This window comes from Flexivirga sp. B27 (genome assembly GCF_052905685.1).
Genome location: NZ_JBPYUM010000004.1, coordinates 288536 through 313246, shown reverse-complemented (window position 1 = coordinate 313246; position 24711 = coordinate 288536). Strand labels below are relative to the sequence as shown.

Below are 24711 nucleotides of genomic sequence, written 5' to 3'. Positions count from 1 at the left end.
CCTCGACGTCTACCTGCGGACCGACGCGCCCGGCCGACCTACACCCTCATCTGGGAAGAGCCGTTTTGCCGTCCTGCGCCACCATCGGCGTATGACGACGCGGCCGCTCTGGTGGGACAACACTCCACCGACGACGCGTCATGTCCTGACCGACGACACCTCGGTCGACGTGTGCATCGTCGGAGCAGGTTTCACCGGCCTGTGGTCGGCCTACTACCTGCTGCAGACCGACCCGTCGTTGTCGGTGCTGGTGGTCGAGGCCGAGCACGTGGGCTTCGGCGCGAGCGGTCGCAACGGCGGCTGGGTGTCGGCGCTCTACCCCACACCTCCGGAGCGGCTCGCCGCGGCGAGCGGTGACGCTGCCGCTCGGGCGCAGTATGCCGCCCTGCGCGACAGCGTGGCCGAGGTCGGCCGAGTCGTCCGGACGGAAGGCATTGCCTGCGGCTTCCACCAGGGCGGCACCGTCGTCGTCGCACGCACCGAGGCACAGCTGGCCCGAGCACGCGCAGAGGTCGCGCACGCCGAGCACTGGGGGCTGGACGTCCGCCTGGTCGACCGTGCCGAAGCGGCTGAAAGGCTCTCTGCCACAGGCACTTTGGGCGCAACCTACAACCCGCACTGTGCCCGCGTGCAGTCGCGCCGGTCTATTCACTGATCGTCGCGACGGCACCGCTTGACGACGAGCAGTGGCAACAGATCGGACTGGCCGACGCCGAAACCTTCAGCGAGCACCGGCACGTCATCGTCTACGGGCAGCGGACGGCCGACGGTCGGCTGGTCTTCGGCGGGCGCGGTGCGCCATACCACTTCCGATCGGGGATCCGGCCATCCTTCGATGAGGACCCGAGGGTCTTCGAAACGCTGAAAACGTCACTGCGCCAGATGTTTCCGATCCTGCACGAGGTCGACTTCACGCACGCATGGGGAGGCCCGCTCGGCATCCCGCGGGACTGGCAGCCGAGCGTCGGCCTCGACCCGGCGACCGGCCTCGGCTGGTCCGGCGGGTATGTCGGCGACGGTGTCGCGCTGAGCAACCTCGGCGGCCGCACCGTCGCGGAGCTGGTCACCGGGCAGCGCACCGAGATCTCGGATCTGGCCTGGGTGCAACATCATTCGCGGCGCTGGGAGCCGGAGCCGCTGCGCTGGCTCGGCATCAATGCCGGGCTGCAGGTCGCGTCGTGGGCCGACCGCGAGGAGCAGCTCACCGGGAAGCCGGCGAAGCTCGGCAAGGTGCTGTCCCTGCTCACCGGTCACTAAGAGATGGCCGAGGAACGAGCGTCTCGAGGTCTCGCCCACCGCAGCGGCGCTGATTTGCCCGCCGAACACCGGTGTGAGACCTTGTGATTGGGCCACGATCCCGGCCCCCGGACGATGGCGCCGTACCCGGACAGCGACAAGACGGCCAGTCCGAAAGGGTGGCCGTCATGGCATGGATCGTGCTCATCGTGTCCGGTGTGCTGGAGGCAGTCTGGGCGACTGCTCTGGGCAAGTCCGAAGGTTTCTCGCGTCCGGTTCCCACTGTCGTCTTCGCGGTCGGGCTGACGGCGAGTATGGCGGGGCTGGCTGTCGCGATGCGCAGTGTGCCGATCGGCACCGCGTATGCCGTCTGGGTCGGCATCGGCGCCGTGCTCACCGTCGTCTACGGGATGGTCGCCGGGACCGACTCGGTGTCGCCGCTCAAGATCGCGTTCCTGCTCGGCATCGTCGGCTGCGTGGTCGGTCTGAAACTCAGCCACTAAGGCGGGGGCCGACGGTCACAACCCGAGGACCACGGTCGCGATGCTGAAGTAGATAACCAGGCCGGTCGCGTCGCAGAAGGTCGAGATGAAGGGGTTGGAGAAGACCGCCGGGTCGGCCCGCAGCTTGGTGGCCAGCAGCGGCATGATGCCGCCGACCACGGCGGCCATCGTGCAGACAGCCAGCAACGTCAGGCCGATGACCACCCCGATCTGGGCGGAGAAGACCAGGCTCGCGATCACCCAGCCGAGGCTGCCCAGCAGTGCACCGAGCAGGAAACCGACGCGCAGCTCGCGCCAGATCACCCGGGGCAGATCGCGGATCCGGACCTCTCCGGTCGCGAGCGCACGGGTCACGGTGGTGGCCGCCTGGTTGCCGGTGTTGCCGCCGGTGCCGGTGAGCAGTGGGATGAACAACGCCAGCACGACGACCTGGTCGAGCCGGTCCTCGAAGATGTCCAGCACCTGCACCGTCAGCACCGCAGAGACGGCCAGCACCAGCAGCCAGAGCGCACGGCTGCGCACGATCTGCGCGATCGAGGCCGACAGGTAGGAGCTGCGCAGTGGTTCGGCGCCACCGGTGCGGGCGGCGTTCTCGGTATCCTCCGCGTCGATGATGTCGTTGGCGTCGTCGACGGTCAGGATGCCCAGCAGGCGGTCCTCGAGGTCGACGATCGGCATCGCCAGGAGCTTCTCGGACCGGAAGCGGCGGGCGGCCTCCTCGCGATCGTCGATGGCTCGGGCGAACTGCGCCGGCTTGGCGAGGTCACCCACCCGCGCCGCAGGATCGGCGGCCAGCAGGCTGCGCAGCCCGATCACCCCGGTGAGCCGGCGGCCGTGGTCGATCACCGGCAGCAGGTAGACGGTCTCCGGCTCGTCGATGTGGGCACGCACCCGCTCCAGTGCATCGCCCGCGCTCAGGTCCTGGTCGAGCGGCAACACCTCCGGCGACATGTAGCGGCCGATCGCGTGCCGTGAGTAGCCGAGCACGGTGGTCGTCATCCGCCGCTCCGCCGGGCTGAGCCCGGTGATGAGCTGGTCGGTGACCGTCGCCGGCAGCTCGTCGAGCAGCCGGGCACGGTCGTCCGGGTCCAACTGCTCGATCAGCTCAGCGGTCTCGCTGCTGCGCAGGGCGCCGACCAGTGCCGCCTGGTCCCCGGGCGGCAGGACCTCGAAGACCGCCAGCGCGGTGTCCTTGTCCAGCACCCGGAAGAGCACCGCGCCGTGCTGCGCGTTGGTGGTGCGGATCAGGTAGCTGAGCTCACGTGCCGGCAACGGCCGCGCCTGTGCGGCCAGCTGCTCGAGGTCCGCCTCACCACGCGGACCGCGACGCACGAGGGTGGCGACCGCTTCGACAGCGTCGGAGACCGGCGTCGTCATCAATGACCCCTCTCGCCGGCGTCAGACCAGGTAGCGCAACAGCGGACTGTCCAGCGGGATCGGCTCCACGACCAGCGGCGACTCCTCTGCGCGGTCGAGCAGGGCGTCATACGACCCGGGGTCACCGAGCTCGACGCCGACCATCGCCGGGCCGAACTCGCGGTTGTTGCGTTTGACGTATTCGAAGAAGGTGATGTCGTCGTCGGGCCCGAGGATGTCATGCAGGAAGCGGCGCAGCGCACCGGGCTCCTGCGGGAAGTCGACCAGGAGGTAGTGCTTGCGGCCCTCGTGGACCAGCGCCCGCTCGATGACTTCGGCATACCGGCTGACGTCGTTGTTGCCGCCGGACAGGATCGCGACGACGGTCGCGTCCGGCGCGACGTCCCGGCCCTCCAGCGCAGCCATCGCCATCGCCCCGGAGGGCTCGGCGATGATGCCGTCGACCTGATAGAGCCGCAGCATCTCCTGGCAGATCGCACCCGTCTCGACGGTGGTGACCTCGACCTCGGCTCGGCGGATGATCCCGAAGGGGTGCTCGCCGACCTTGCGCACCGCGGTGCCGTCGGCGAACGTGTCGATCTCCCCCAGGTCCAGCGGCTGACCCGCGTCGAGCGCGGCCTGCAGGCTCGCCGCTCCGACCGGCTCCACAGCCACGACCCGGCACCGATCGGCCTCGAACTCCGGCGGCGCCTCGGCGAGCGCCAGCAGCGCACCGGCCAGCAGTCCACCGCCACCCACCGGCACCAGGAGTATGTCGGGAGCGTGACCCAGGTCCTGCAGGATCTCCCGGGTCACGGTGCCCTGGCCGGCGATCACCCGCGGGTCGTCGAACGCCGGTGCCAGCGTCGCGCCGGTCCGGGACGCGTCCAGCACTGCGGCCTTGGAGGCGTCGTCGTAGGTGTCGCCGTGCAGGATCAACCGGACGTGGTCGCGACCGAAGTGCGCCACGCGGTCCCGCTTCTGCCGAGGAGTGTTGCGGGGCAAGTAGATCCGCGCCCGGACGCCGAGCTCGGCGCACGCGAGCGCGACGCCCTGGGCGTGATTGCCGGCGCTGGCACAGACCAGGCCGTGCTCGCGCTCCTCCTCGCTCAGGCCGCGGATCAGGTTGACCGCGCCGCGGACCTTGTAGGACCGCACCGGCTGCAGGTCCTCCCGCTTGAGCAGGACGTGCGCGCCGACCTGCGTGCTCAGCCGATCGTTGTGCTGCAACGGAGTCCAGGTGGCCAGCCCTTCGATGTGCGCAGCAGCCTCCTGCACGACGCCGGCATCACCGGCATGCTCACGCGCCTCCGGTGTGCGGTGTGCGGTGGCGGACACGCATTCCTCCCCTTTGTCGGCGACACAATCTCGGTGACCTGCTGACCGGGACCGCTGGCTGTCTTCTCAATCTACGCATCGAGACACATGTTGAGATGACGTTCTCGCCGACTGGACAGGTGCGTGGACTCGCCAGGCTCGGCCGCCTCTCCCGAGATGGTTGAGCCTGTCGAAACCATCGGCTCTCCCGGAGATGGTTGAGCCTGTCGAAACCACCGGGACCTCGACAGGCTCGGCCACCTCAGCCGAGGCTGTCCCGCAAGCCGCGGACCCGGCGCAGCGCCTGCTTGAACTGGCCCGGGTTCAGTCGACCACTGCGCAGCGCCGCGGTCACCGCGGTGACGGCGTCGGTGCCCTGGGCGACGTCGCGCCCGGAGCACAGCAGGATGTCCATGCCGGCGGCCGCGGACAGCACGGAGCGTTCACCGGTGTCGCCGAACGGCTCGAGCGCGCCCGCCTCGAGCGCGTCGGTGATCGTCACGCCGCTGAACTTCTGGCGGCCGCGCAGCTCCTGCTCGACGAAGATCTTCGACAGCCCGGCCGGGTAGTCCGGGTCGATCGCGGGGTATGTCGCCCACGCGGTCATCACCAACTCAACACCTGCGGCGATGACCGGTGTGAACGCGGCCTCGTCGACGGCGCGGATCTCCGCCGCGGACTGGTGCAGCGTGACAACGCCGAGGTCGGTGTTCTCCGCACGGGTCGCCCAGCCGAGCCCCGGGTAGTGCTTCGCCGTGGACGCGACACCGGTCGCGTGCTCGGCCTCGACGAACGCCGCACCGAGCCGGCCGCACACGGTGGAGTCGTTGCTGAAGGAGCGACCCCACTGGTCGTCGAAGTTGCCTTCCTCGCGATAGACGTCCTCGACCGGGGCGAGGTTGAGATTCATCCCGACGGACTTCAGGGCCATGCCCGCACCGCGGCCCGCCTTGGTGGCCTCGCCGAGCGGATCCGCTGACGCACCAATCTGTTTCGCGGACAGGATCGGCTCTTGCCCGCGCAGCCTGCGGACGACACCGCCCTCCTGATCGGTCATCATCAGCAGCGGCGAGTCGCTGGTCGGGCTCTGCGCGTGCGCAGCATTCAGCTCGGAGATGACGTCGGCGATCTGGGCGAGGCTCAGGATGTTCTCGCCGAAGAAGATCAACCCGCCGACCAGGCCGTCGCGAATCAGCTGGAAGACCTCGTCGGACGGCGTAGCGCCCGGGTAGGAGAAGATCACCCGCTGCCCGACCTGCTGCTCCGCGGACAGTTTGGCGTGCCACGGCGGGTCGGCGTGCGCGGCGGGCATCGACGTCATACCGAGGGCGAGGCCTCCGCCGATCACCCCTCCCGCGCGGAGAACGTTGCGCCTGCTGACCGGGAACTGCGAAACCATCACGTGCCTCCTCGACGTGCGGTGCCAGGGGAGCACCGCACGTAAACGACTATCCCAGCCTCAGCCGTGCACGATGGGCGTTTTACGCGAAGGCAATGAGGTTGAGTGATGGTGCCCCTGGGGCGCTCAGCGTGAAGGTGATCGGCGCCGGGTCGACGCGCGGATCGTCCGCATAGTGTTGGCGCAGGCGGCGGAAGCGATTTCCCGGTCCTTGCGGCCGTGACCGCGGCGGCGCACCCGGCAGCAGATCGGCCGAGAGGATGAACATGCAGGTCACCACGACAACCCTGGAGATGCTGCGCGCGCCGACGGAGCCCGCGGCCGCGCTGCCGGGCGGGGTGCGGCTGGACCGGGCGAGCGGCATATCGCCCGAATATGCCCGGTTCCTCTACGGACTCGTCGGCGGGCCGTGGCTGTGGACCGACCGGCTGGACTGGTCGCGCGAGCAGTGGGTGGCGGAGCTGTCGGTGCCCGGCACCGAGTTCTGGATCCTGTATGGCGAGGGCGTGCCGCTCGGCTACGTCCACCTGCAGCCGCAGCCGCACGAGGACGGCACCCAGGTGGAGGTCCGCTACTTCGGCCTTGCCGAGACGGCGATCGGTCGCGGGCTCGGCAAGCGCTTGCTCGAGCACGGCATCCGGGCCGCGTGGTCACTGCCGGAACGTGCCGATCTGCCGACGGCAACCCGTGTGTGGTTGCACACCTGCAGCCTGGACGGGCCGGCCGCGCTGGCCAACTATCAGAGTCGCGGGTTCGTCGTGTGCGGCGTCGAGCACGGCGAGGAGGAGAAGCCTGCGGAGGCGTTCGGGGCGTGGGTGTCCACCGGTGGCCCGGCACCTGCCGCCGGAAGGTCCGCCGCCCGATGACCGCCGGCTCGCTGCTGCTGGACCTGCTCCTGGTCCTGCTGCTCATCGGGTATGCCGTCGGGCACTACCGCACCGGGCTGGTCGCGGGAGCCTTGTCGCTGGCCGGGTTCCTGACCGGCGGATTCCTCGGATTGTGGCTGCTGCCAGGGGTTTTGGAGGACTGGTCGGCGACGGCGGACAGTCCCGTGCGGCAAGGGCTGCTGCTGATCGTCGGAGTGCTCGCGCTGGCGTCGATCGGTCAGTCACTGGGCGCGTATGCCGGGGCGCACGTGCGATCCCTGGTGCGCATCCGGCCGGCGCTCAAGGCCGACTCGGTGCTCGGAGCGGTGGCTGGAGTGCTGGTCTCGGCGATGCTCATGTGGTTCATCGCCGGCGCCGTCCAGGGCGCGTTACCCGCGCGGGCGTCGGACGCGATCGGCCAGTCGCGGATCCTGCGCGGCATCGACCAAGTGATGCCATCGCAGGCCGACCGAGTCTTCGCCGGCGTGCGTCAGTTCGTCGACGACCGCGGCATGCCGGACCTGTATGCCGGTCCCATCGCGCCCGTCGACCCGCCGCCGACCGACGCAGCGCACAGCCGCGGGGTCGAGCGTGCTGCCGCGTCGATCGTGAAGGTGACTGGTGTCGCGGACAACTGCGGCGTCGCACAGGAGGGCAGCGGCTGGGTGACCTCTGCGCACCGGGTGGTCACCAATGCGCACGTCGTGGCAGGGGTCGACCATCCGCGGGTGCAGGTCGGCGGCACCGGCCGCACCTATCCGGCGACGACGGTGGCGTTCTCGCAGGACCGGGACATCGCGGTGCTGGCCGTGCCGGATCTCGACGCACCGGCGCTGCCCACCGGCGGCGACCTGTCACGCGGTGACGCCGCCGTCGTGGCCGGCTTCCCGCAGAACGGCCCCTACCGACTCGACGGCGCCCGGGTCAATTCGCGACTGCACGCACTCGGCACTGACATCTACGGCCAGCGCGCACCCGCTCGGGACGTCTATGCGATCACCGGCCGGGTGCAGCCGGGCAACTCCGGCGGTCCGTTGCTGTCGACGACCGGTCGGGTCGTCGGCACCGTCTTCGCGAAGGCGGCCCGCGGTGCGCCGACCGGCTACGTGCTGACGCTGGACGAGAGCCGGCCGGTGATCGAGCAGGCGCGTCATTCGACAGCCCCAGTGTCCACCGGGGCCTGCGTAGAGTGAGCCGGAAACCACGGCGTCAGCGAAACAACGACAAGCTGGTCGAGTAGGGCGAGGAACGAGCCCGTATCGAGACCAGCAAACCCGCCGTCATGCGAGGGGACCCGATGCAGACCACCGATTACGACGCGTTCGCGGAGAGTTACGCACGCCAGAACGAGACCGGCCTGCTGCACAAGTACTACGAGCGGCCGGCCATGCTCGACCTCGCCGGAGACGTGCGGGGGCGGCACATCCTCGACGCCGGCTGCGGGTCGGGGGCGACGTCCGAAGCGCTGCAGGAGCGCGGTGCTGTGATGACCGGGTTCGACCTGAGCCCCGTGATGGTCGACATCGCCCGGCGTCGTCTGGGCGCGGACGCCGACCTGCACGTCGCCGACCTGGGTGCACCACTTCCCTTTGCCGACAACGCTTTTGACGATGTCGTGGCATCGCTGAGCCTGCACTACCTGCAGGATTGGGCACCGCCGCTGGCGGAGCTTCGCCGGGTGCTGAAGCCGGGCGGACGGTTGCTGCTGTCGGTGCCGCACCCGACCGTCTACCTGGTCAACTACATGGACGACCCGGAGCGCAACAACTACTTCGCCGTCACGCAATACTCCGAGACCTTCGAATTCGACGGCCAGGAGGGGACGCTCACCTACTGGCACCGGCCGCTGCATGCGATGACCGACGCGTTCACCGAGGCGGGTTATGCGATCAAGGTGCTCGCCGAGCCGCCATACGCCAAGGACACTCCCCCGGAGCTGCTGCGACCCGAGTTGCGGGAGCGCTCGGCGTTCCTGTGCTTCATCTTCTTCGTGCTCGAAGCGGTGTGACGTTCGGGCAGCAGCAGACCTGACCCCGAACGGGGATCGGCAGCCACGGACTGGCGAACACTAGCCGGCGTACACCGATCAGGGCCCGCCTACATCGTTGACCCGCTGAGTGGGTCAACGATGCAGGCAACCCCGACCACCACCGGTTGTCGGTGCCGACAACCATCCTGAGTCCCATGTCCACCGAGCCGAGCGAACCCACGCCGCAGTCCTCCCATGCGTTCGACCAACCGCTCGACGACCCGTTCGACGTGGCTGGCTACCTGATGCGAGCACGCCGATCGGCCGACCTGAGCCAACGCGAGCTGTCCGCCATGATCGGCGTGTCCCAATCGGCACTGGGCCGGTGGGAGGCGGGCACCTCGTCGCCCCGGCTGGGCGAGTTCGTGGCTGCACTCGCGTGCGCGCACCTCCGACTCCAGGTTGTCGACGAACACGGCGCGGCCGTCCAGCCGTTCGGCCGGGACGGGGTACGCGACAACGCGGGCCGCCGATACCCGGCACACCTGGATGTCCTGCCGCCGGACCTGCGCACACCGGATCCGTGGTGGGGAGCGCCGAGCAACCTGAAACCGTCGCCAGGGTGGTGCGTTCAGCGGCGTTCCCGAGACCTCCTGCGCAACAGGACGCCGCCCTCTGCCGATCACCCGACAGGGCAGGAGCTGACGATCAGGGCCGCACACCTCGCCCGACGGGAGGCCGAGAGGCGGGCCGAGCAGAGCGCGGCCATTCGCGCACGGCGCTCGCCACGACCGGAGCCGGAGCCCTGTTTCTGCCCGGAGCGGTGCATCGAGGTCGGCCTCTGCGTGCCGGAGTGTGAATGCCGTTGTGACTGACCGGCGGAGTGCTCGCGCCCGGGGTCAGCTGACCGTGGCGGGTGTGAGCGGATTACCGGCCGGGATGTGCCCACAGTCCGAGGGCGCGGTCTTGCCGGCGAAGCGATCGTTGAGGTAGCCGAGCGCGGTCGGCGCCCACAGCGTCGCCGCCACGACATGGCTGGCCAGGTTGTATTGCGTGTATTTCACCGCAGGCGAGCCGGTCGCGCAGTACTGCCGCGCAAGGGTGCGCACATCGCCGGCGATCATCACACCGTCGCCGGCTCCGATGCCGGGCTTGTTGCCCGGGGTGCCTTCCAGGAAACCGCCCGCCCCCTGGCCGATGAAGCCGGGAATGGTCGGCGTCGGTCGGGACCCGAGGTTCAGCTTGTTGACGACCTTCACGAACTCCGGGATGGAGCTCGGGTCGGCATACTGCGGCTTGACCAGGTCCTTCCAGCGCAGGCCGGGGTATTGCAGGAGCACGTTGGTGATCGATGCGTTCTGCATCTTCGTCGTGATCTGCTTGCCGCGGTCGCTGAGGTAGGGCTGGAAGTCGACGCCGTAGGCGCGGGCTGCGCCGACGATCGCCATGGGTGCGATGCCCGCCCAGGTGACGCTGCCCTCGACATACGACAGGTTGTGGATCGGGTCGACGAGGAGGCCGCCCTCGGCATACCCGACCAGGCGCTTGTTGACGTCCGGCGCGTATTTCGGCGCGAGCGCCGCGGCCCAGTTGGTCGCGATGGCGCCGCCGGAGTAGCCGAGCAGACCGACCTTGGTCGAGGGGTTCATGCCGGTGTCGGACGAGGCGGACGCAGCCCGGATGGAGTCCAGCGTCTGCTGGCCGTACTCCGGGCCGGCGACGAAGTCGGCGGTCTGGCCCTCGGTGTCGGCGACGACCACCGAGTAGCCCTGCGCGAGCAGCGGGGCGATGAAGATCGTTTCGACGTTGTTGATGATCCCGCCGAAACTCACGTCGCCGGCGATCGACCGGGACGGGCTGTCGGCTGGGTTGAGCGAGTCGTAGAACGACTGGTAGGCAACCGCCTTGCCGTTGCCGCCCCCAGCCGGCTTGAGCACCGAGGTGACGCCCGCGACCGCCCGACCCTGCGCGTCGGTCGTGCGATAGACCAGCTGAACCGCCGTGACCGGGGTCGGGATGCCGAGCACGTGGTACTTCAGGGTGCGGGTCTTCAGCACTGCACCAGGTTTGTATGACGACAGCGGCTTGCTGCCCGAGTAGGTGTAGAAGGGATCGGTGGTGGCGGCGTCGGCGGTGCCGGCGGTGACGACCGACCCCGACACGGCGGCTGCCGCGACGACGGTTGCGGCGGCAAGGCGAACGGCGGAACGAACCATGGTGGATGCCTCCAGGGCAGGGCGGTTGTGATCTGGCTCACGACTCGTGCAGTTGTAGGTTACCGATGCGTAACCACTGGTGTGCCGGATCGCTCCGGTCAATGTGCGGACCCGATCGGGCGGCCGGGGATGACTACCCTTGGCAACCATGAGCGCTGAGCCTGCCGACATCGAGATTCGTGACGAGAGCATCCGCCTCGGGCAGCTGTTGAAACTCGCCGGCCTCGTCGACGACGGCGCCATGGCGCGCGAGGTCATCACTGCCGGTGAGGTCACCGTCAACGACGAGGTCGACACCCGGCGCGGGCGTCAGGTGCGCCCGGGTGACGTCGTGTCGTTCGCCGGACAGCAGGTGCGGGTGACGTCCCGGGCGTAGGTCTGCTCGGACGGGCAGCGGAACCTGCTCATTCGGAGGGTGTCAGCCCGCCAACTGCCCAGTAACGTCGAGACCATGGCAAAACCAGTCGCGCTCCCGTCGGACGAGTCATCGCTGGTGCAGCCGGACGTGCGGGTCCGGGGTGCGCGGGAGCACAACTTGCAGGGCATCGACCTGACGGTGCCGCGCGACGCGACAGTGGTCTTCACCGGGGTGTCCGGGTCGGGCAAGTCCTCGCTCGCCTTCGGCACGCTGTATGCCGAGTCGCAGCGCCGCTACCTGGAGTCGGTGGCGCCATACGCACGACGTCTGATCGACCAGGCCGGGGTCCCCGACGTCGACGCGATCACCGGGATGCCGCCCGCCGTCGCGCTGCAACAGCAGCGCGGCGGGCGCAGCACCCGCTCCTCGGTGGGCAGCATCACCACACTGTCCTCGCTGGTGCGGATGCTCTACTCGCGCGCCGGGGACTACCCCGACGACCAGCCGATGCTGTATGCCGAGGAGTTCTCGGCCAACACCGTCGAAGGCGCGTGCCCGCGATGCCACGGGATCGGCCGCGTCTATGAAGTGACCGAGGACAAAATGGTCCCGGATCCCTCGCTGACCATCCGCGAGCGCGCGATCGAGGCGTGGCCGAGGGCGTGGCACGGGCACCAGTTGCGTGACGTCCTCGTCGGCCTCGGCTATGACGTCGACGTTCCCTGGAAGGACCTGCCCAAGAAGCACCGGGACTGGATCCTCTACACCGACGAAACCCCTTTCGTCCCAGTGCATTCCAGGCTCAGCCTGCAGGAGGCACAGGCCGCGATCGCGGCAGGTGAGGAGCCGACGTACAAGGGCACGTTCGTCGGTGTGCGGCGCTACGTCTTCGACACGTTCGCCAACACCAAGAGCGCCTCGATGAAGCGCCGGGTCGCGCAGTTCCTCGACGTCACCCCGTGCCCGTCCTGCGACGGCAAGCGCATCAAGCCCGAGGCACTGACGGTGACCTTCGAAGGCATGGACATCGCCGACTTCTCCCAGCTGCCGCTGCACGAGGTGCGCGACCTGCTCAACGGCGTGCTCGACAGCGCCGACTCCGAAATCGCAGCTGCCGCAGCCCATTCCGACGTCACCGACAAGCACGCCCCGAGCCCGACCGAGCAGCGGGCCGCGGCGGTGCGCCTCGCGGGCGAGCTCGTCGAGCGCGTGCGGCCGATCATCGACCTCGGTCTGGGCTACCTGTCGCTGCACCGCACCACCCCGACACTGTCCGGCGGCGAGTTGCAGCGTTTGCGGCTGGCGACGCAGCTGACCTCGGAGCTCTTCGGGGTCGTCTACGTGCTGGACGAGCCGTCGGCCGGCCTACATCCACAGGACGTGACGGCGCTGCTGGGCATCCTGGACGGGCTGAAACGCCGCGGCAACAGCCTCTTCGTGGTCGAGCACTCGGTCGACGTGATGCGGCACGCCGACTGGCTGGTCGACATCGGACCGGGCGCGGGCGAGCACGGCGGTCGCGTCATCTACAGCGGACCGACCGAGGGTCTGGCCGACGTCGAGGAGTCCGTCACGCGGGGCTATTTGTATGGCGACGCCGGCCTCCCCCCGCACACGCCGCGCGACCCGGCCGGGTGGATCGAGCTGACCGGCGTCACGCGCAACAACCTGCACGATCTGTCGGTCTCGCTCCCGTTGGGTGTCTTCACCGCGGTGACCGGGGTGTCCGGGTCGGGCAAGTCCAGCCTGGTCAGCCAGGCGCTGCCGGTCCTGTTGGGTGAGCGGTTGGGTCGCGGCATACCCGTCGAGGAGGAGTCGGAGGACGACGAGCTGCTCCTGGCGGACTCCCCGGAGCGACTCGAAGGCACCCTGGAGGGCGAGCTGACCGGGGTGCGCCGGGTCGTCACCATCGACCAGAAGCCGATCGGTCGCACACCGCGCTCGAACGTCGCCACCTACACGGGCCTGTTCGACCACGTGCGCAAGCGTTTCGCGCAGACCGACGAGGCGCGCGAGCGCGGCTACAAGCCGGGGCGGTTCTCCTTCAACGTCAACGGTGGTCGCTGCCCGACGTGTGAGGGCGAGGGGTCGGTGATGGTCGAGCTGCTCTTCCTGCCGTCGGTCTACACCGAGTGCCCGGACTGTCACGGCACGCGCTACAAGGACAGCACCCTGGAGGTCACCTGGCGGGAGAAGAACATCGCCGAGATCCTCGCGATGAGTGTCGAGGAGGCGCACGAGTTCTTCACCGGCGAGGACGACACCATCCGGTCGCTGACGGCGCTGATCGACGTGGGGCTCGGCTACCTGCGGCTCGGGCAGCCGGCGACCGAGCTCTCCGGTGGCGAGGCTCAGCGAGTCAAGCTGGCCAGTGAGCTGCAGCGCGCCCAGCACGGCGACACGTTGTATGTGCTCGACGAGCCGACGTCCGGCCTGCACTGTGCGGACGCCGACCGGCTGATCACCCACCTGCAGACCCTTGTCGACGCGGGCAACACCGTCGTCGCCGTCGAGCTGGACATGCGGGTCGTCGCCGTCGCCGACCACGTCATCGACCTCGGCCCCGGCGCCGGTGACGACGGCGGCACCGTCGTGGCATCCGGCACCCCGCAGGAGGTCTCCGCGGCGGGTGTCGGTGCGTCGGCGAAGTACCTCACCGCTGCGCTCGACGAGTCGGCGCACCCGACCCGCGAGCGAGGCACTGTATGACGTCGCGCTGCACGAGCGCGTCAGTCGGCGATGTCGGCGAGTTCGGCAAGGAACTGCACCGACGGCACGAAGAACGTCGTGCCGGTGACCGGCGTGGAGTAGTCGAGGATCCGGTCGTGCAGCGGCGGCGGCGCTCCGACATACATCCGCTCGAGCATGCGCTCGATGACCCACAGGTGCCGCGAGTAGCCGATGAAGTAGGTGCCGTATTCGTTCTTGCCCGGCGTCGCGAAGGGCATGTTGTCGCGGATGATGCCGTGCTCGCCGTCCTCGTCCTCGATGGTGCTCAGCGTCTTGTGCGACTTCTGCTCGTCGGCACCGGCATCGGGCAGCTCGACGTTGTCGAACTTGGTGCGCCCGATGATCTCCTCCTGGGTCTGCGTCGACTGGCCGCGCCACGCGCCCAGGTCGTGCAGATACTTCTGGGTGACGACATAGCTGCCCCCGGCGTATGCCGGATCCTCTTCGCCCACAACGGTGTTCGCGGCAGTCTCCGGGCCGCTCGCGTTGGCTGTGCCGTCGACGAACTCCAGCAAGTCGCGCGTGTCGAAGTAGCGGAACCCGGCGGTGTCGTCGACCGCGGTCACGGCGTCACCGAAGGCCTCGAGCAGCAGCTTCTCGAACTCCACGATCAGGCCGAGGTCGTCGGCGCGCAGGTGGAAGAGCAGGTCGCCGGGCGTCGCGATCGCGGTGTGCTTCGCGCCGCTGATCTCGGTGAAGGGCTTGAGCTCCTTGGGCGCCGGCTTGCCGGTGAGGTCGGCCCACACCCGGTGCCCGATGCCGACGTTGCAGCTGAAGAAGTTGCGCGCGGACCGGATGCGCACGTCCTTGATCAGGTCGTCGATGCCGGCCACGACCGACCGTGCGGCGCTCATCGCGTCGTCGCCTTCGTTGATCGTCAACACCAGGAACGCCGCCGACTTGGTCAGCGGGGTCGCGACGTCCTGTGGCTGGGGTGTGCTGGCTGAGTCACTCACGCGGCTCACGATAGTGACAGAGCCGCCGGAGATCTTGCGGTAGCCGTTTGGCTCCGGCATCAATAGCACCGGATTCCCCACTGGGGATGTCATAAAAGGGAGAGTTCAATGAGTGAGAAGTTGCGGTGGGGTGTTCTGAGTTGCGCTCGCATCACCCGCAAGACCATTCCTGCGCTGCAGCAAACGACCAACGGTGAGGTCGTTGGCATCGCTTCCCGGACGGAGGAGAAGGCACGGGAGTATGCCGACAAGCACGGCATCCCCCACGCGTTCGGCTCCTACGAAGCACTGCTCGCTTCCCCAGAGATCGATGCGGTCTACATTCCGCTGCCGAACGCACTGCACCTCGAGTGGATTGTGAAGTCCTTGGACGCGGGAAAGCATGTTCTGTGCGAGAAGCCCTTGGCGATGAGCGCTGCGGGGTGCGAGGAGATTGCACGCAAGGCCGAGGAAACTGGCCTGAAGGTCCTCGAGGGATTCATGTACCGCTTCCACCCGCGCTTCGAGAAGTTGCAGGAGCTGCTGGCACGCCAGGTGGTAGGGAAGCTCACCTTTGTCCACATCGCCCACACCTTCGATGCGGGCGACGGTGACAATATCCGTTGGTACACCGGTCTCGGTGGCGGCGCACTTTTCGATACGGGCTGCTACTGCGTCAATGCCGGCCGGATGGTCACCGGTCAGGAGCCGGACCACGTTGCCGCCTACGGCAACTACCGTGCCGCCAGCGACGGAGGACAGATTGAGGTCAGCCTGGCCGGCATGCTGCGCTTCCCCGACAATGCAACCGTGCTCTTCGATACCGGAGTCAACCTCGAGCGCCGAAACTACTTGGAAGTCACCGGCACGGAGGGGCGGCTCTATCTCGACAACCCGTTTGGCCTCCTCGAGGAAGACTCGATCATCGAGGAGCACCATTTCGGGCAGGAGACCGTCTACCACGAGATCGCCGGCGGCAAAAACCACTTCGTGCGCATGGGCGAGCACTTTGCCGACAGCGTTCTCAACGGCACGCCGCTGCGCTACGACCTCGCGGACGCGGCAAGCAATGCCCGCGCCTTGCAATCGCTCGACAGAGAGGCCGGAGCAACTTCTGGAGCGGAGACGTGTCCCCGCAACTAACTCGAGTGGTTATTGAAGCCCTACTCGGAGAGCACCGCGCGATTCATCACTGTCAGTCTGCGGCGACAGCGGTCCGGGTCGACCGCGCCATACGCGGCACGTCGTGCGGGAATGTTGCCCTCGCTGCGGACGCTGCACTGGAGTGGCAGCTGCAATCGCGCCGCGACATGCATGCGTCGCGACGCCGACGAGTGAAGAGGAGCGAGACGGATGACGGCACAGGGCAAGAAGGCACTGATCCTGGTGAGCGACTTCGGCGTCGAGGAGCCGGAGCTGTTGCGCCCCGTCGAGGACCTGAAGAAGGCCGGCATCGACGTGACGGTGGCTTCGGACAGCGGCAAGACCGTGCAGACGGTCACCGGGGACAAGGACTGGGCGTCGACCTTCGAGCCGGACACCTCATTGGAGGCTGTCTCCGCGGACGATTTCGACATCGTCGTCCTGCCCGGTGGCACGGTGAATGCCGACACCCTGCGCGGCAATGAGAAGGTCCAGACGCTGCTGCAGGCCACGAGTGCAGCGGGCAAGCCGATCGCGGCCGTGTGTCACGCGCCGTGGTCGTTCATCGACGCTCGCCTTGCCTCGGGCAAGACATTGACGTCATACACGAGCGTGAAGATCGACCTGGAGAACGCCGGCGCGACCTGGGTGGACCAGCAGGTCAAGCGCTGCCCCGCCAACGGTTGGGTGGCGATCACCTCCCGCAACCCGGGTGACCTGGACGCGTTCGACCAGGCGATCGTCGAGGAGCTCGCGAGCGCCTGACGCCCGAGCTGCCCGCCGACCGCGGGCTCAGGCGTGCGGCTTCGTCCACGCGATCGTGTGGCGGAAGCCGAGACCACGCCGCAGGACCCCTCCGGGCAGCTCCACCTCCAAGGCATCCCGCATCTCCGCGATGCTCAGCTGCGGGTCCGCGACCGGGAACGGCGCACGGTCCGGCGCTTCCGCTGCGGGCCAGGGGTGCCGGAGGTAACCGATCAGCGGGTTGGTCACCATCGAGGCAACCTCCCAGGCCTGGTCGACCGCGGACTCCGGCCGGGCGAGGCCGACACTGAGGAACCTGCCGCCGGGGCGCAGGATGCGCCGGACCTGGGCCAGCGCGGTGTGGATCTCGAGGTGGTGCAGCACGGCGATCATCGTGACGAGGTCGGCGTACCCGTCGCCGACCGCGCTCAGCTCGGTGGCGTCGACAGTGACGTTGGGCAGCCCGGCGCATCGGGCGGCTGCCGCCGCGCGCATCGTCTCGTCGGCGTCGACGCCGTGCACCTGGTCGAAGTGCCCGGCGAGCATCGCGAGCAGCTCGCCGTGACCGCATCCGACATCCAGCACGCGGCCACGGCCCTCGGGAAGCTGGGTCGCGATCCACGGGTGGTAGGCATCGTTGTGGCTCCAGGGATGCCGATCGTTGAGTCTGCCCAGTGCGTCCGCGGCCGGGCGGCCAAGATGAGTCGTCGCTGCATCCCTGATGTTCATGCCCCCACCCTCCCAAACGTCAGTCATTTGCGCGGGCGGAGCGCGCCCCGGCTACGCGCTCAGCAGTCCCCGCAGGCACAGCCGCCGTCAAGGTCTGGCACGAAGGTGCCTGGTCGCGGCTGCTGGTGTGGTCCGTAGGGATAGCCAGGATCCTCCGGGAAGGCGCCGTTCACGTCCCAGGTCAGCTGGTATGCCGGCACTGACGAACTCGATGACCGCTGATAGAACCGGTTGGCCGCGTAGAGCGCGTCGCCCGGATTCGGGAACTCTTCGACCCGCGCTCGGCCGCAGTCGTTGCCGAAGATCAGGACCTCCCCCGGCATCAGATCCTCGCCGTCCCTCACCCGGGCGAAGCACCAATTGAGCATCCCGCAGGCGGAGCTCTGGTCCAGCCCGAAGACGATCAGCTCCGGATGCCCGAGGCCGAAGAAGCCCGTCGAGTAGCAGAAGCTCGTTGACGTCGGCGCTGGACTGGCGAACACGTATTGCAGGAAGCAACCATGCTTTCGCACACAGTCGCGCACCATCGCGTCCTCTTGGTCCAACCATGCCTGGATTTGTATGTCGGTCATGTCAACGCCCTCCCTGGTTGTGTATGACGCGACCGTACAGGTGTCCTATGACAGGCTGACTCGCCTACCCGACACCGACGAACGAAGCCAGCTGGCGCGTCCGGTTCCTCATGATCCGAGCCTCACATAAAAACGAGAGCCGCGAGCACCCATCCTCACGAACCCGTCTCGATGGCCGATCGTCGTTCGAGACCGAGCTCAGCGAAAGTCAGTTGCCCGCACCTGAAGTGACTGCGAGCATGCCGCGGTGACGGGTTCGGTGCTGTATTTGATCGTCGGGCTCCCTGGCGCCGGAAAGACGACGCTGGCCCGTCGCATCGCTGATGAGTTCGGCATACTCCGTCTTACACCCGATGAGTGGATGGCTCCGCTGTTCAACGAGAGTGATGCCGACGGACGCAGAGCCATTCTGGAAGGACGGATGATCTGGGCCGCACACGAGGTGCTGCGAACTTCGTCGGTGATCCTTGACTTCGGTTGTTGGTCGCCGGAAGAGCGTTATGCCATTCGGGCGATCACCGAGTCTGTCGGGGGTCGCTTCGACCTTCAATACGTCAGTATCGACGAGGCCGAGCGTCGCGCACGTGTGAGATCTCGATGGGACACCGCCCCTGAGACCACGTTCGCGATGAGCGACGCTGACCAAGATCGTTTCCTTGCATTGTTCACCCCGCCATCGGCAAGCGAACTCTCCTACGATCCGATCCCGGATCCTCCCTATGGCTTTGTGAACTGGTTCGAGTGGGCAAGTGAACGGTGGCCGTCGCTGCCACATCTCGATTCATAGCCAACCGCTGTTCCTGAGCCACAACGGAGCATGGACCACTGTCTCAATTGACGTTCCACAAGCGGTAAGCCCGCACGCGAGGCAGCAGTCCAGCCACCGGCGTCGCGACGCCGTAAGACCCTTCCGGACGTAGTCACCGGACAGGGACGTCGTACGGCTACTCCGGGCTGAACACTCGATGCTCCACCCGGTCAGGCCTCGACGGATCTCGATTCCGTTGACCTCCCTGGCCTCAGAGAATCGCGCACGGTGTGACACGGGGTTCGTTTTCACAGCAAATACTGCGAAGTAACTTGTGAAGTGAGAACTGGTCGCAATAACGGGCCGCTGACCAGCACCGATGCCAGAGCCGGCCCGCCAAACGTGAGCGGGAGAACAGTTCTCATTAACGATTTCGCCTCGTCGGGCCCCTCCGACGACCGCCAGACGCCCCAAAAGTCACCGAAGACTGTTCAAAACGCGATCTGAGCAGTCTTCGCTGCATCTCGACAGCTCCCTTGTGTGCAGGGTGTCGAGATGCAGCGAAGACTGACCACGACACGCCTTGAAGATTGACCAAATCGGACTCGTTTTGGCGGTCGGTCAATCTATCCCGACGGCCGCGTGTCCGCTTGACAAAACTCGGGCTCTCCGAACTCGGAGGTTCTGATCGATCGCCGAGTAATTCGATTGGTTCGGAGCCTCAGGTCGTCAGCAGGGCCACGCCTGATCTGAGTCCTATGCGTGCCCGCATAGCAACAGCTGCCTGACGAACCCCAGGGGCGCCCCGGGTAGGCAAAGGTCGAGGATCGTGGCATCACGGGTGCTCGGCCAGCCCGTTGGCAACAGCCCCCACAGCACCGGCTTCTTCGCGGAGAACCGCGAGAAAGGCGTGTCGCTGAGGCTGTCGGGCGAGCGCATTGAAGATGTCTTGCGCTGCGGGGATCGTCGGGTTCTGGGCTCGTTAGCTTTCACACGTACGACCAGCCCGCCGAGGGCGAGCGACCGGAGACCCGTCCCAACCGGAGGTCGCGGTCGAAAAGCGACCGCTGGAACTCAACCGAGACACAGTTGGCGCGGATCGCCTCAAAGTGTATCCCTTGATGGTTCACTCGGTGCATGCCACTGCCACCAACGCGCCTCAACTTTGGGGCCTTCGACTCGATCGAGGAGACGGGCATCACCAGCTTGCAGTCCGCCGTGTTTCCGCTGGTGGTCGTCACCCCTACGGAAGTAACCGGTATCGGCACGGCGTTCTGTGTCGCGGGGGCGGGTGTCTTAGCTACAGCTCGTCACGTCATAGATGCTGCCAACAGGTTGGTGGCTGAAGCGAAGGCGACACATGCGGACCAAGCTTGGTTGGCGGCGCTGTGGTACGGCGACCCTCCTGGCGATGCGGAGGGAGTCCTTTCCCTGCTGGTTCCAATCACGGATGTCTGTAGCCATCCCGATACACGGTTTGACTTCGCCCTGCTGACTGCGGCGGTGCCGTCCTTGAACAACGAGAGAATCCGATTCCCGAGCCTTCAAATCAACTTCTCGATGCCTCGCGTCGGCGACGAAATCATCATGCTCGGATACACGGGTTTTCAGTGTGAGAGAACTCAGGACTCACTGAAAGTCGAACAGACGTTGAGGGCGTCGCGGGGAGTGATTAGGGACCGGTACTACCCCATGAGAGATCGGTTGAGCGCACCGTTTCCCTGTTTCGGGACAACCGCTAGGTGTGATCCCGGGATGAGCGGCGGGCCCGCGATGCACATCAAGTCGGATGGTGCCATGTCAGTTGTCGGTCTAAATTTCAGTGACTATGACGACACCGATGCAACCGAGCATGCCTCCTTCGCCACCGCAGTAAGAACCCTCCTACCAATGGAAGTTGCCATGGTCAACTACGATGGCGATCGCATCACGCGTTCGCTACTTGACCTCGGTCGCGACGAATACATCGTATCTGACACAAATTTCGACAATTGGAGACTGGAGATGACCGAGCACGGGGTTACGGTGGCTGTTCATTCCAACGATGGTCTGCTCGGCACCGAGACCTGACGGTTACAGCGTGGTGATACCGGACTCCACCCGACTGCGACGTGGAAAGTGGCTGCCTGTACAGGACTGCTGCACAATCGGTGGCACTGTCCACGCAGCTCCGAACGTCACATGAGGAGCCGAACCTGGCCCTCAAGATCTGTCCCGGGCAGATCCGTGATCTCCCCGGGGACGCTGACCAACGCCCTAGTGTGCGACACGTCGGCGACGGGTGACGAAAATCCAGCTTTGCGACGCAAAGTCCGTCCGTTCTGCGACCGAGGCGACCAAGCCGTAGATTCTGAGGCATGAGCGAGATCGAGCCGGCCCCGTCAACGAACGTTCCGGCGACCACCGACAGCCGGACAGACCTCGAACGGTTTGAGGTCAGCGTGCACGGAATGCTCGACGACTTCGGCCTGCCTAGCGAGAAGCTCTTCGTCCCGGTCTCCGAGCGCGCGGCAATGGTCCAGAACGTCCCAGGGGTCCTGCGAGAGCTTGATGGACCGGGCCTGGCCCGGTCGTACTACGTCTCGAAGATGATCGCGGCCGCAACGGTCGGCCTGTTTGACGCTGCCCTCAACTACCTTTGGGATGAGCTTGTCAGCGAGCTTCGGGCCAGGGTGGTCGGCTTTGACCTCAGCTACTTCTTCGACATCGCAGCCGGCAATAACGCCGACCTTCGCAAGGGCCTCAAGGTCCAAGAAGACCTGCCGAAAATCGACGACGCCCACCTGCTCCGAGCAGTTCTTAACATCGGACTGATCACCGACGTCGGATACAAGCGACTTGACCACATCCGGTATATGCGCAACAACGCGAGTGCCGCGCATCCGAACGAGAACCAACTGACTGGTCTTGAGCTCGTCACGTTTCTCCAGGCCTGTGTACGAGAGGTCATCAACGTCCCAGCCGACACGGTCACAGCGCACACCGGCCGACTCCTGACCAACATCAAGAAAGCGCTGCTTGACCAAGCAGCTGTGGATGAAGCGGCGGCCTTCTTCGACCAATTGCCCCGTGACCGCGCCGACACCCTCGCGAACGGCCTGTTCGGTCTTTACACGGCGCCGGACCGCACGCCCGTTGTCGCCGACAACGTCCGCCTGTTGTGGCCGAAGGTGTGGCCATTCGTCACCGAAGCGACCCGTAGCAGCTACGGGCTACGCCAAGCCCGTGCAACAGCAAGCGCGGATACGGCTCTTGCAACCGCTTCACGCGACCTCCTCGACCTGGTTGATGGAACCGCTTACCTTACGCCCGCAGTGCGAGCCATCGACATGAGCGAGGCTCTCCAAGTATTGAGCAGTGCACACCACGGAATGAACAATTTTTACAACGAACCCGTGCCCGCGCGGCGGGTGCTAAATCTCGCTGGGGAGCAGGGCGATGTCCCCGTCAGCATTCGGCAGGCGTACGTTCGCACCGTCGTCGACTGCTACTTGGGCAATGGTTACGGGGTGAGCAGCTCCGCCCTCCCGCACTACCAGCAGATGGTCGCTCGGTTTTCGTCGCAGGACGCCGGCAATGCGCTCCTGCTCTGTATGGACCCGATCTATTCATCGCTGCTCGGTACCACTGTTGGCAAGCGACAGTGGAACGAGCTCCTCGATGCTCTCGAGCCGAAGCTGACAAGCACAACCGACCGCAACCTCATGGCCGGTATCCGGTCCTTCACCGGGTCGCCCGACCAGCTACGCCTCGACAGCACCATGAAAAAGCTCGCTGCGGCGGCTGAGCTCTTGTAGCCCGTCGTGTGTTTAACCCGTCCTGGCGACCGTGTAGCCATCACTACTGCTCGGACGGTGCGCCCTTCTGGACGGAGCAACAGGTCCCATCGGAAGGTTCCACAAGCGGTGAACCCGCCTGCACGTCAGAAGGCGGTCTGGCCCGGGCGCGCGACGCAGTTCCTGTATGACCGTCAGGACCTCTTCACCGCGACAGCGCGTCGTGACCAGTGAGGCGAGCCAATCGGACAATTCTTGGGTCTGCGGGGCGGGTGATAACAGTAAATTCGCCCAACGCGGTTCGAGTGGGTCGGCCCTGCTCATGAGCTCTCATCGTCCGATACCGGTTGCAGTGGCCACGACCACTGCTCCCCTGGTGCCCATGGTGGTGTCCTATCCCCCCACGGTCCGAAAGGAAATGCCTTCTTACTTTCCCACTTGCTTTCCCACACGCTGTCCCGCTCGTCTTCCCAGCGTACGGCTTCCTGCAGGCTGTCTGGAAAATCCCTACCGAAGGGGACGGTGAGACCAGTCCCGCGGAAGGAGACGGTGCCACCAGTCGCGTGGAAGACCACGCTGCCACCGGAGAAGGTTGCCTTGCCGAAGTGCACGGTGCCACCGGAGAACATCGCCTTGTAGTTTGCGTCCCACACCCTCTGTCCTTGTAGGAAGGCCACCTCGCCGCCGGAGAACGTCGACCCAACGAAGGACACGTCGCCGCCGGAGAACGTCGACCCAACGAAGGACACGTCACCGCCGGAAAACGTCGCTTCATAGAACGACAGACGGGCTTGCTCGGTGAACGTTGCCCAGTCGAAGGACACCCGACCACCGGAGAACGTCACCTCGTCGAAGGACACGTCATGGCCGGAGAACGTCGCCCCGTCGAAGGACACCCGACCGCCAGAGAACGTCGCCCCGTCGAAGGACACCCGACCGCCGGAAAACGTCGCCCCATCGAAGGACACCCGACCACCGGAGAACGTCGCCCCTTGAAAACTGTATGTACCGGCAAAGGTGGCGCCCCTGTAGTCCAGGTCAAAGCCGGTCCAGCCGGTGGAGGCATGCTTGCGGAGGTGGTCGCGGGTGATGCGGATGATGGTTTGGCGGACTTCGAGGTCGGCACGTTGCTCGATATTGGAACCGGGATCACCATCTAGATCGGGAGCGGCAGGGCGGTCCCCGGGGTAGCCGCGCGACGTGCGGATGTATGCGCACAGCACGTCGATACAGGCCTGCGCATCGGAGTCCCAATTGACGGCTTTCCCTGTCCCCGGCTTCAGTTTGGTGATGTCGTCGTGACGTTGGATCCAATCATCGGCCAGAGCGGCCATCGCGTAAGCGCCGGCCAACCGGACCGCGGCATTGTCGTCGCCGAGTTGCCGGGCGGCTTCGGTATAACGGGTGCGCAGCGCAGTGACCCGGTCGTACTCGGTGCGTCGTTGATCCAGACGGACAGTCGTTTCAGTCGATTTCTGCCGGCGCAGCGCGACCGCGACCGCGGCGGCGCCACCGAGGATCCCCGCAACTCCCACGGATGACCGCGCCAGGTCGTACATCTGTGGCTTGTCGTGCACGCCTGGCCATCCAGGGTGCCCAGAGTAGATCCAGCCGAGAACCCAGAATGCTGCGGCGTACAGCAGCATCGCCGCGGCCACCCAGCCGACTACCTGGGCAAACAGATTGCCCTCGTCGTCGCTGCCACGTTTGGACACATGCCCGGTGGGCGGCGTCGGAGACTCATTCCGCGAGGAAGTCATGCTCCGCACCTTAGCGGCACTAATCGAGATGGGTAGGACTATTTCAGGTAAGTATCGATGATACTTCGATACTTACCCATTCTCCACCATGCGACACATACTCGGCCTTTTCAATTTTCGAAATTCCCCCTTTTTTCGCTTACCTCGGTAGGCGTAATGTGATCCGATTATGTGCTGTTGAGCGTGCGACCGAGGCAGGAAATCCAGCCTCTTGCTCTGACCAATTTCGACGCCGTGCTCTCGGGCAGATGCCAGTCCACCGAACCACGCTTTCCGACGACCTTGCGTTTCCAATGCATGTTGTCGTCCACCCGGCGACGGTAAGGCTCGGCCAAGACCACCGCGAGTGGTTGC

At 66.5% G+C, this 24711-nt stretch carries 23 protein-coding genes and 1 riboswitch; of the genes, 14 read left to right on the top strand and 9 right to left on the bottom strand.

Annotated features, from left to right (window positions below):
* Positions 1-91: 91 nt before the first annotated feature.
* The 3 genes from ACSZL9_RS16745 (at position 92) to ACSZL9_RS16735 (ending at position 1739) form a co-directional block, all read left to right on the top strand.
* On the top strand, positions 92-655 hold the full coding sequence (locus ACSZL9_RS16745) for an NAD(P)/FAD-dependent oxidoreductase (RefSeq protein WP_446666649.1): 564 nt from the start codon (positions 92-94) through the stop codon (positions 653-655).
* The gene (locus ACSZL9_RS16740) at positions 619-1257 is read left to right on the top strand and encodes an NAD(P)/FAD-dependent oxidoreductase (RefSeq protein ID WP_446666659.1); all 639 of its coding nucleotides are present in this window, start codon (positions 619-621) and stop codon (positions 1255-1257) included. Before ACSZL9_RS16745 ends, ACSZL9_RS16740 begins: the two co-directional genes overlap by 37 nt.
* Positions 1258-1341: 84 nt before the next feature.
* Positions 1342-1407: riboswitch (guanidine-III (ykkC-III) riboswitch) on the top strand.
* Between the two features lie 17 nt (positions 1408-1424).
* The gene (locus tag ACSZL9_RS16735) at positions 1425-1739 is read left to right on the top strand and encodes a DMT family transporter (protein WP_446666648.1); all 315 of its coding nucleotides are present in this window, start codon (positions 1425-1427) and stop codon (positions 1737-1739) included.
* A 15-nt stretch (positions 1740-1754) separates the two neighbouring features.
* Here ACSZL9_RS16735 and mgtE read toward each other — a convergent pair whose 3' ends face one another.
* The 4 genes from mgtE to ACSZL9_RS16715 form a co-directional block, all read right to left on the bottom strand.
* Positions 1755-3116, bottom strand: coding sequence for a magnesium transporter (gene mgtE / locus ACSZL9_RS16730; protein ID WP_446666647.1), 1362 nt, complete (start codon positions 3114-3116; stop codon positions 1755-1757).
* Positions 3117-3137: 21 nt separating this feature from the next.
* A complete protein-coding gene (gene ilvA / locus ACSZL9_RS16725) occupies positions 3138-4433 on the bottom strand; it encodes a threonine ammonia-lyase IlvA (protein WP_446666646.1) in 1296 nt (431 codons plus the stop codon).
* A gap of 241 nt (positions 4434-4674) precedes the next feature.
* Complete coding sequence (locus tag ACSZL9_RS16720; RefSeq protein ID WP_446666645.1) at positions 4675-5811, bottom strand: glycoside hydrolase family 3 N-terminal domain-containing protein; 1137 nt, start codon at positions 5809-5811, stop codon at positions 4675-4677.
* Between the two features lie 82 nt (positions 5812-5893).
* Positions 5894-6079 (bottom strand): hypothetical protein, encoded by a 186-nt coding sequence (locus ACSZL9_RS16715; RefSeq protein ID WP_446666644.1) that lies wholly within the window; start codon positions 6077-6079, stop codon positions 5894-5896.
* Between ACSZL9_RS16715 and ACSZL9_RS16710 the strand changes: the two genes are divergently transcribed.
* The 4 genes from ACSZL9_RS16710 to ACSZL9_RS16695 all read left to right on the top strand — a co-directional run bounded on the left by ACSZL9_RS16710 (position 6078) and on the right by ACSZL9_RS16695 (position 9521).
* Positions 6078-6677, top strand: coding sequence for a GNAT family N-acetyltransferase (locus ACSZL9_RS16710; RefSeq protein WP_446666643.1), 600 nt, complete (start codon positions 6078-6080; stop codon positions 6675-6677). The two genes, ACSZL9_RS16715 and ACSZL9_RS16710, sit on opposite strands and share 2 nt — an antisense overlap.
* Positions 6674-7870: a MarP family serine protease gene (locus ACSZL9_RS16705; RefSeq protein ID WP_446666642.1), complete on the top strand. Its 1197-nt coding sequence runs from the start codon at positions 6674-6676 to the stop codon at positions 7868-7870. The genes ACSZL9_RS16710 and ACSZL9_RS16705 overlap by 4 nt, the downstream gene beginning before the upstream one ends.
* Positions 7871-7974: 104 nt before the next feature.
* Complete coding sequence (locus ACSZL9_RS16700; RefSeq protein ID WP_446666641.1) at positions 7975-8685, top strand: class I SAM-dependent methyltransferase; 711 nt, start codon at positions 7975-7977, stop codon at positions 8683-8685.
* 176 nt (positions 8686-8861) lie between these two features.
* Complete coding sequence (locus ACSZL9_RS16695) at positions 8862-9521, top strand: helix-turn-helix domain-containing protein (protein ID WP_446666640.1); 660 nt, start codon at positions 8862-8864, stop codon at positions 9519-9521.
* A 24-nt stretch (positions 9522-9545) separates the two neighbouring features.
* Here the strand turns inward: ACSZL9_RS16695 and ACSZL9_RS16690 are convergent, their stop codons facing one another.
* Positions 9546-10862, bottom strand: coding sequence for a lipase family protein (locus ACSZL9_RS16690; protein ID WP_446666639.1), 1317 nt, complete (start codon positions 10860-10862; stop codon positions 9546-9548).
* A gap of 148 nt (positions 10863-11010) precedes the next feature.
* Between ACSZL9_RS16690 and ACSZL9_RS16685 the strand changes: the two genes are divergently transcribed.
* Entirely contained in the window at positions 11011-11238 is a 228-nt protein-coding gene (locus tag ACSZL9_RS16685) for an RNA-binding S4 domain-containing protein (protein ID WP_446666638.1), read from the top strand.
* A 75-nt stretch (positions 11239-11313) separates the two neighbouring features.
* Positions 11314-13929 (top strand): excinuclease ABC subunit A, encoded by a 2616-nt coding sequence (locus ACSZL9_RS16680; RefSeq protein ID WP_446666637.1) that lies wholly within the window; start codon positions 11314-11316, stop codon positions 13927-13929.
* A gap of 20 nt (positions 13930-13949) precedes the next feature.
* Here ACSZL9_RS16680 and ACSZL9_RS16675 read toward each other — a convergent pair whose 3' ends face one another.
* Positions 13950-14906 carry a Dyp-type peroxidase gene (locus ACSZL9_RS16675; RefSeq protein WP_446666636.1) on the bottom strand — a complete coding sequence of 319 codons (957 nt, stop codon included), beginning with the start codon at positions 14904-14906 and terminating at the stop codon, positions 13950-13952.
* 108 nt (positions 14907-15014) lie between these two features.
* Here ACSZL9_RS16675 and ACSZL9_RS16670 point away from each other — a divergent pair, with 108 nt between their 5' ends.
* Positions 15015-16028 carry a Gfo/Idh/MocA family protein gene (locus tag ACSZL9_RS16670; protein ID WP_446666635.1) on the top strand — a complete coding sequence of 338 codons (1014 nt, stop codon included), beginning with the start codon at positions 15015-15017 and terminating at the stop codon, positions 16026-16028.
* Positions 16029-16238: 210 nt separating this feature from the next.
* Entirely contained in the window at positions 16239-16793 is a 555-nt protein-coding gene (locus ACSZL9_RS16665) for a type 1 glutamine amidotransferase domain-containing protein (RefSeq protein WP_446666634.1), read from the top strand.
* 27 nt (positions 16794-16820) lie between these two features.
* Here the strand turns inward: ACSZL9_RS16665 and ACSZL9_RS16660 are convergent, their stop codons facing one another.
* Both ACSZL9_RS16660 and ACSZL9_RS16655 read right to left on the bottom strand, forming a co-directional pair.
* Positions 16821-17501 (bottom strand): class I SAM-dependent methyltransferase, encoded by a 681-nt coding sequence (locus ACSZL9_RS16660; RefSeq protein WP_446666633.1) that lies wholly within the window; start codon positions 17499-17501, stop codon positions 16821-16823.
* A gap of 59 nt (positions 17502-17560) precedes the next feature.
* Positions 17561-18073, bottom strand: coding sequence for a DUF4262 domain-containing protein (locus ACSZL9_RS16655; RefSeq protein WP_446666632.1), 513 nt, complete (start codon positions 18071-18073; stop codon positions 17561-17563).
* 247 nt (positions 18074-18320) lie between these two features.
* Here ACSZL9_RS16655 and ACSZL9_RS16650 point away from each other — a divergent pair, with 247 nt between their 5' ends.
* From ACSZL9_RS16650 to ACSZL9_RS16640, 3 genes are all read left to right on the top strand, one after another.
* Positions 18321-18860 carry an AAA family ATPase gene (locus ACSZL9_RS16650; RefSeq protein WP_446666631.1) on the top strand — a complete coding sequence of 180 codons (540 nt, stop codon included), beginning with the start codon at positions 18321-18323 and terminating at the stop codon, positions 18858-18860.
* Between the two features lie 1098 nt (positions 18861-19958).
* Positions 19959-20891: a S1 family peptidase gene (locus ACSZL9_RS16645; RefSeq protein ID WP_446666630.1), complete on the top strand. Its 933-nt coding sequence runs from the start codon at positions 19959-19961 to the stop codon at positions 20889-20891.
* A 287-nt stretch (positions 20892-21178) separates the two neighbouring features.
* Complete coding sequence (locus ACSZL9_RS16640; protein ID WP_446666629.1) at positions 21179-22618, top strand: hypothetical protein; 1440 nt, start codon at positions 21179-21181, stop codon at positions 22616-22618.
* 299 nt (positions 22619-22917) lie between these two features.
* On the opposite strand, the gene ACSZL9_RS16635 is transcribed toward ACSZL9_RS16640, so the two are convergent.
* On the bottom strand, positions 22918-24357 hold the full coding sequence (locus tag ACSZL9_RS16635; RefSeq protein WP_446666628.1) for a pentapeptide repeat-containing protein: 1440 nt from the start codon (positions 24355-24357) through the stop codon (positions 22918-22920).
* Between the last annotated feature and the right edge of the window lie 354 nt (positions 24358-24711).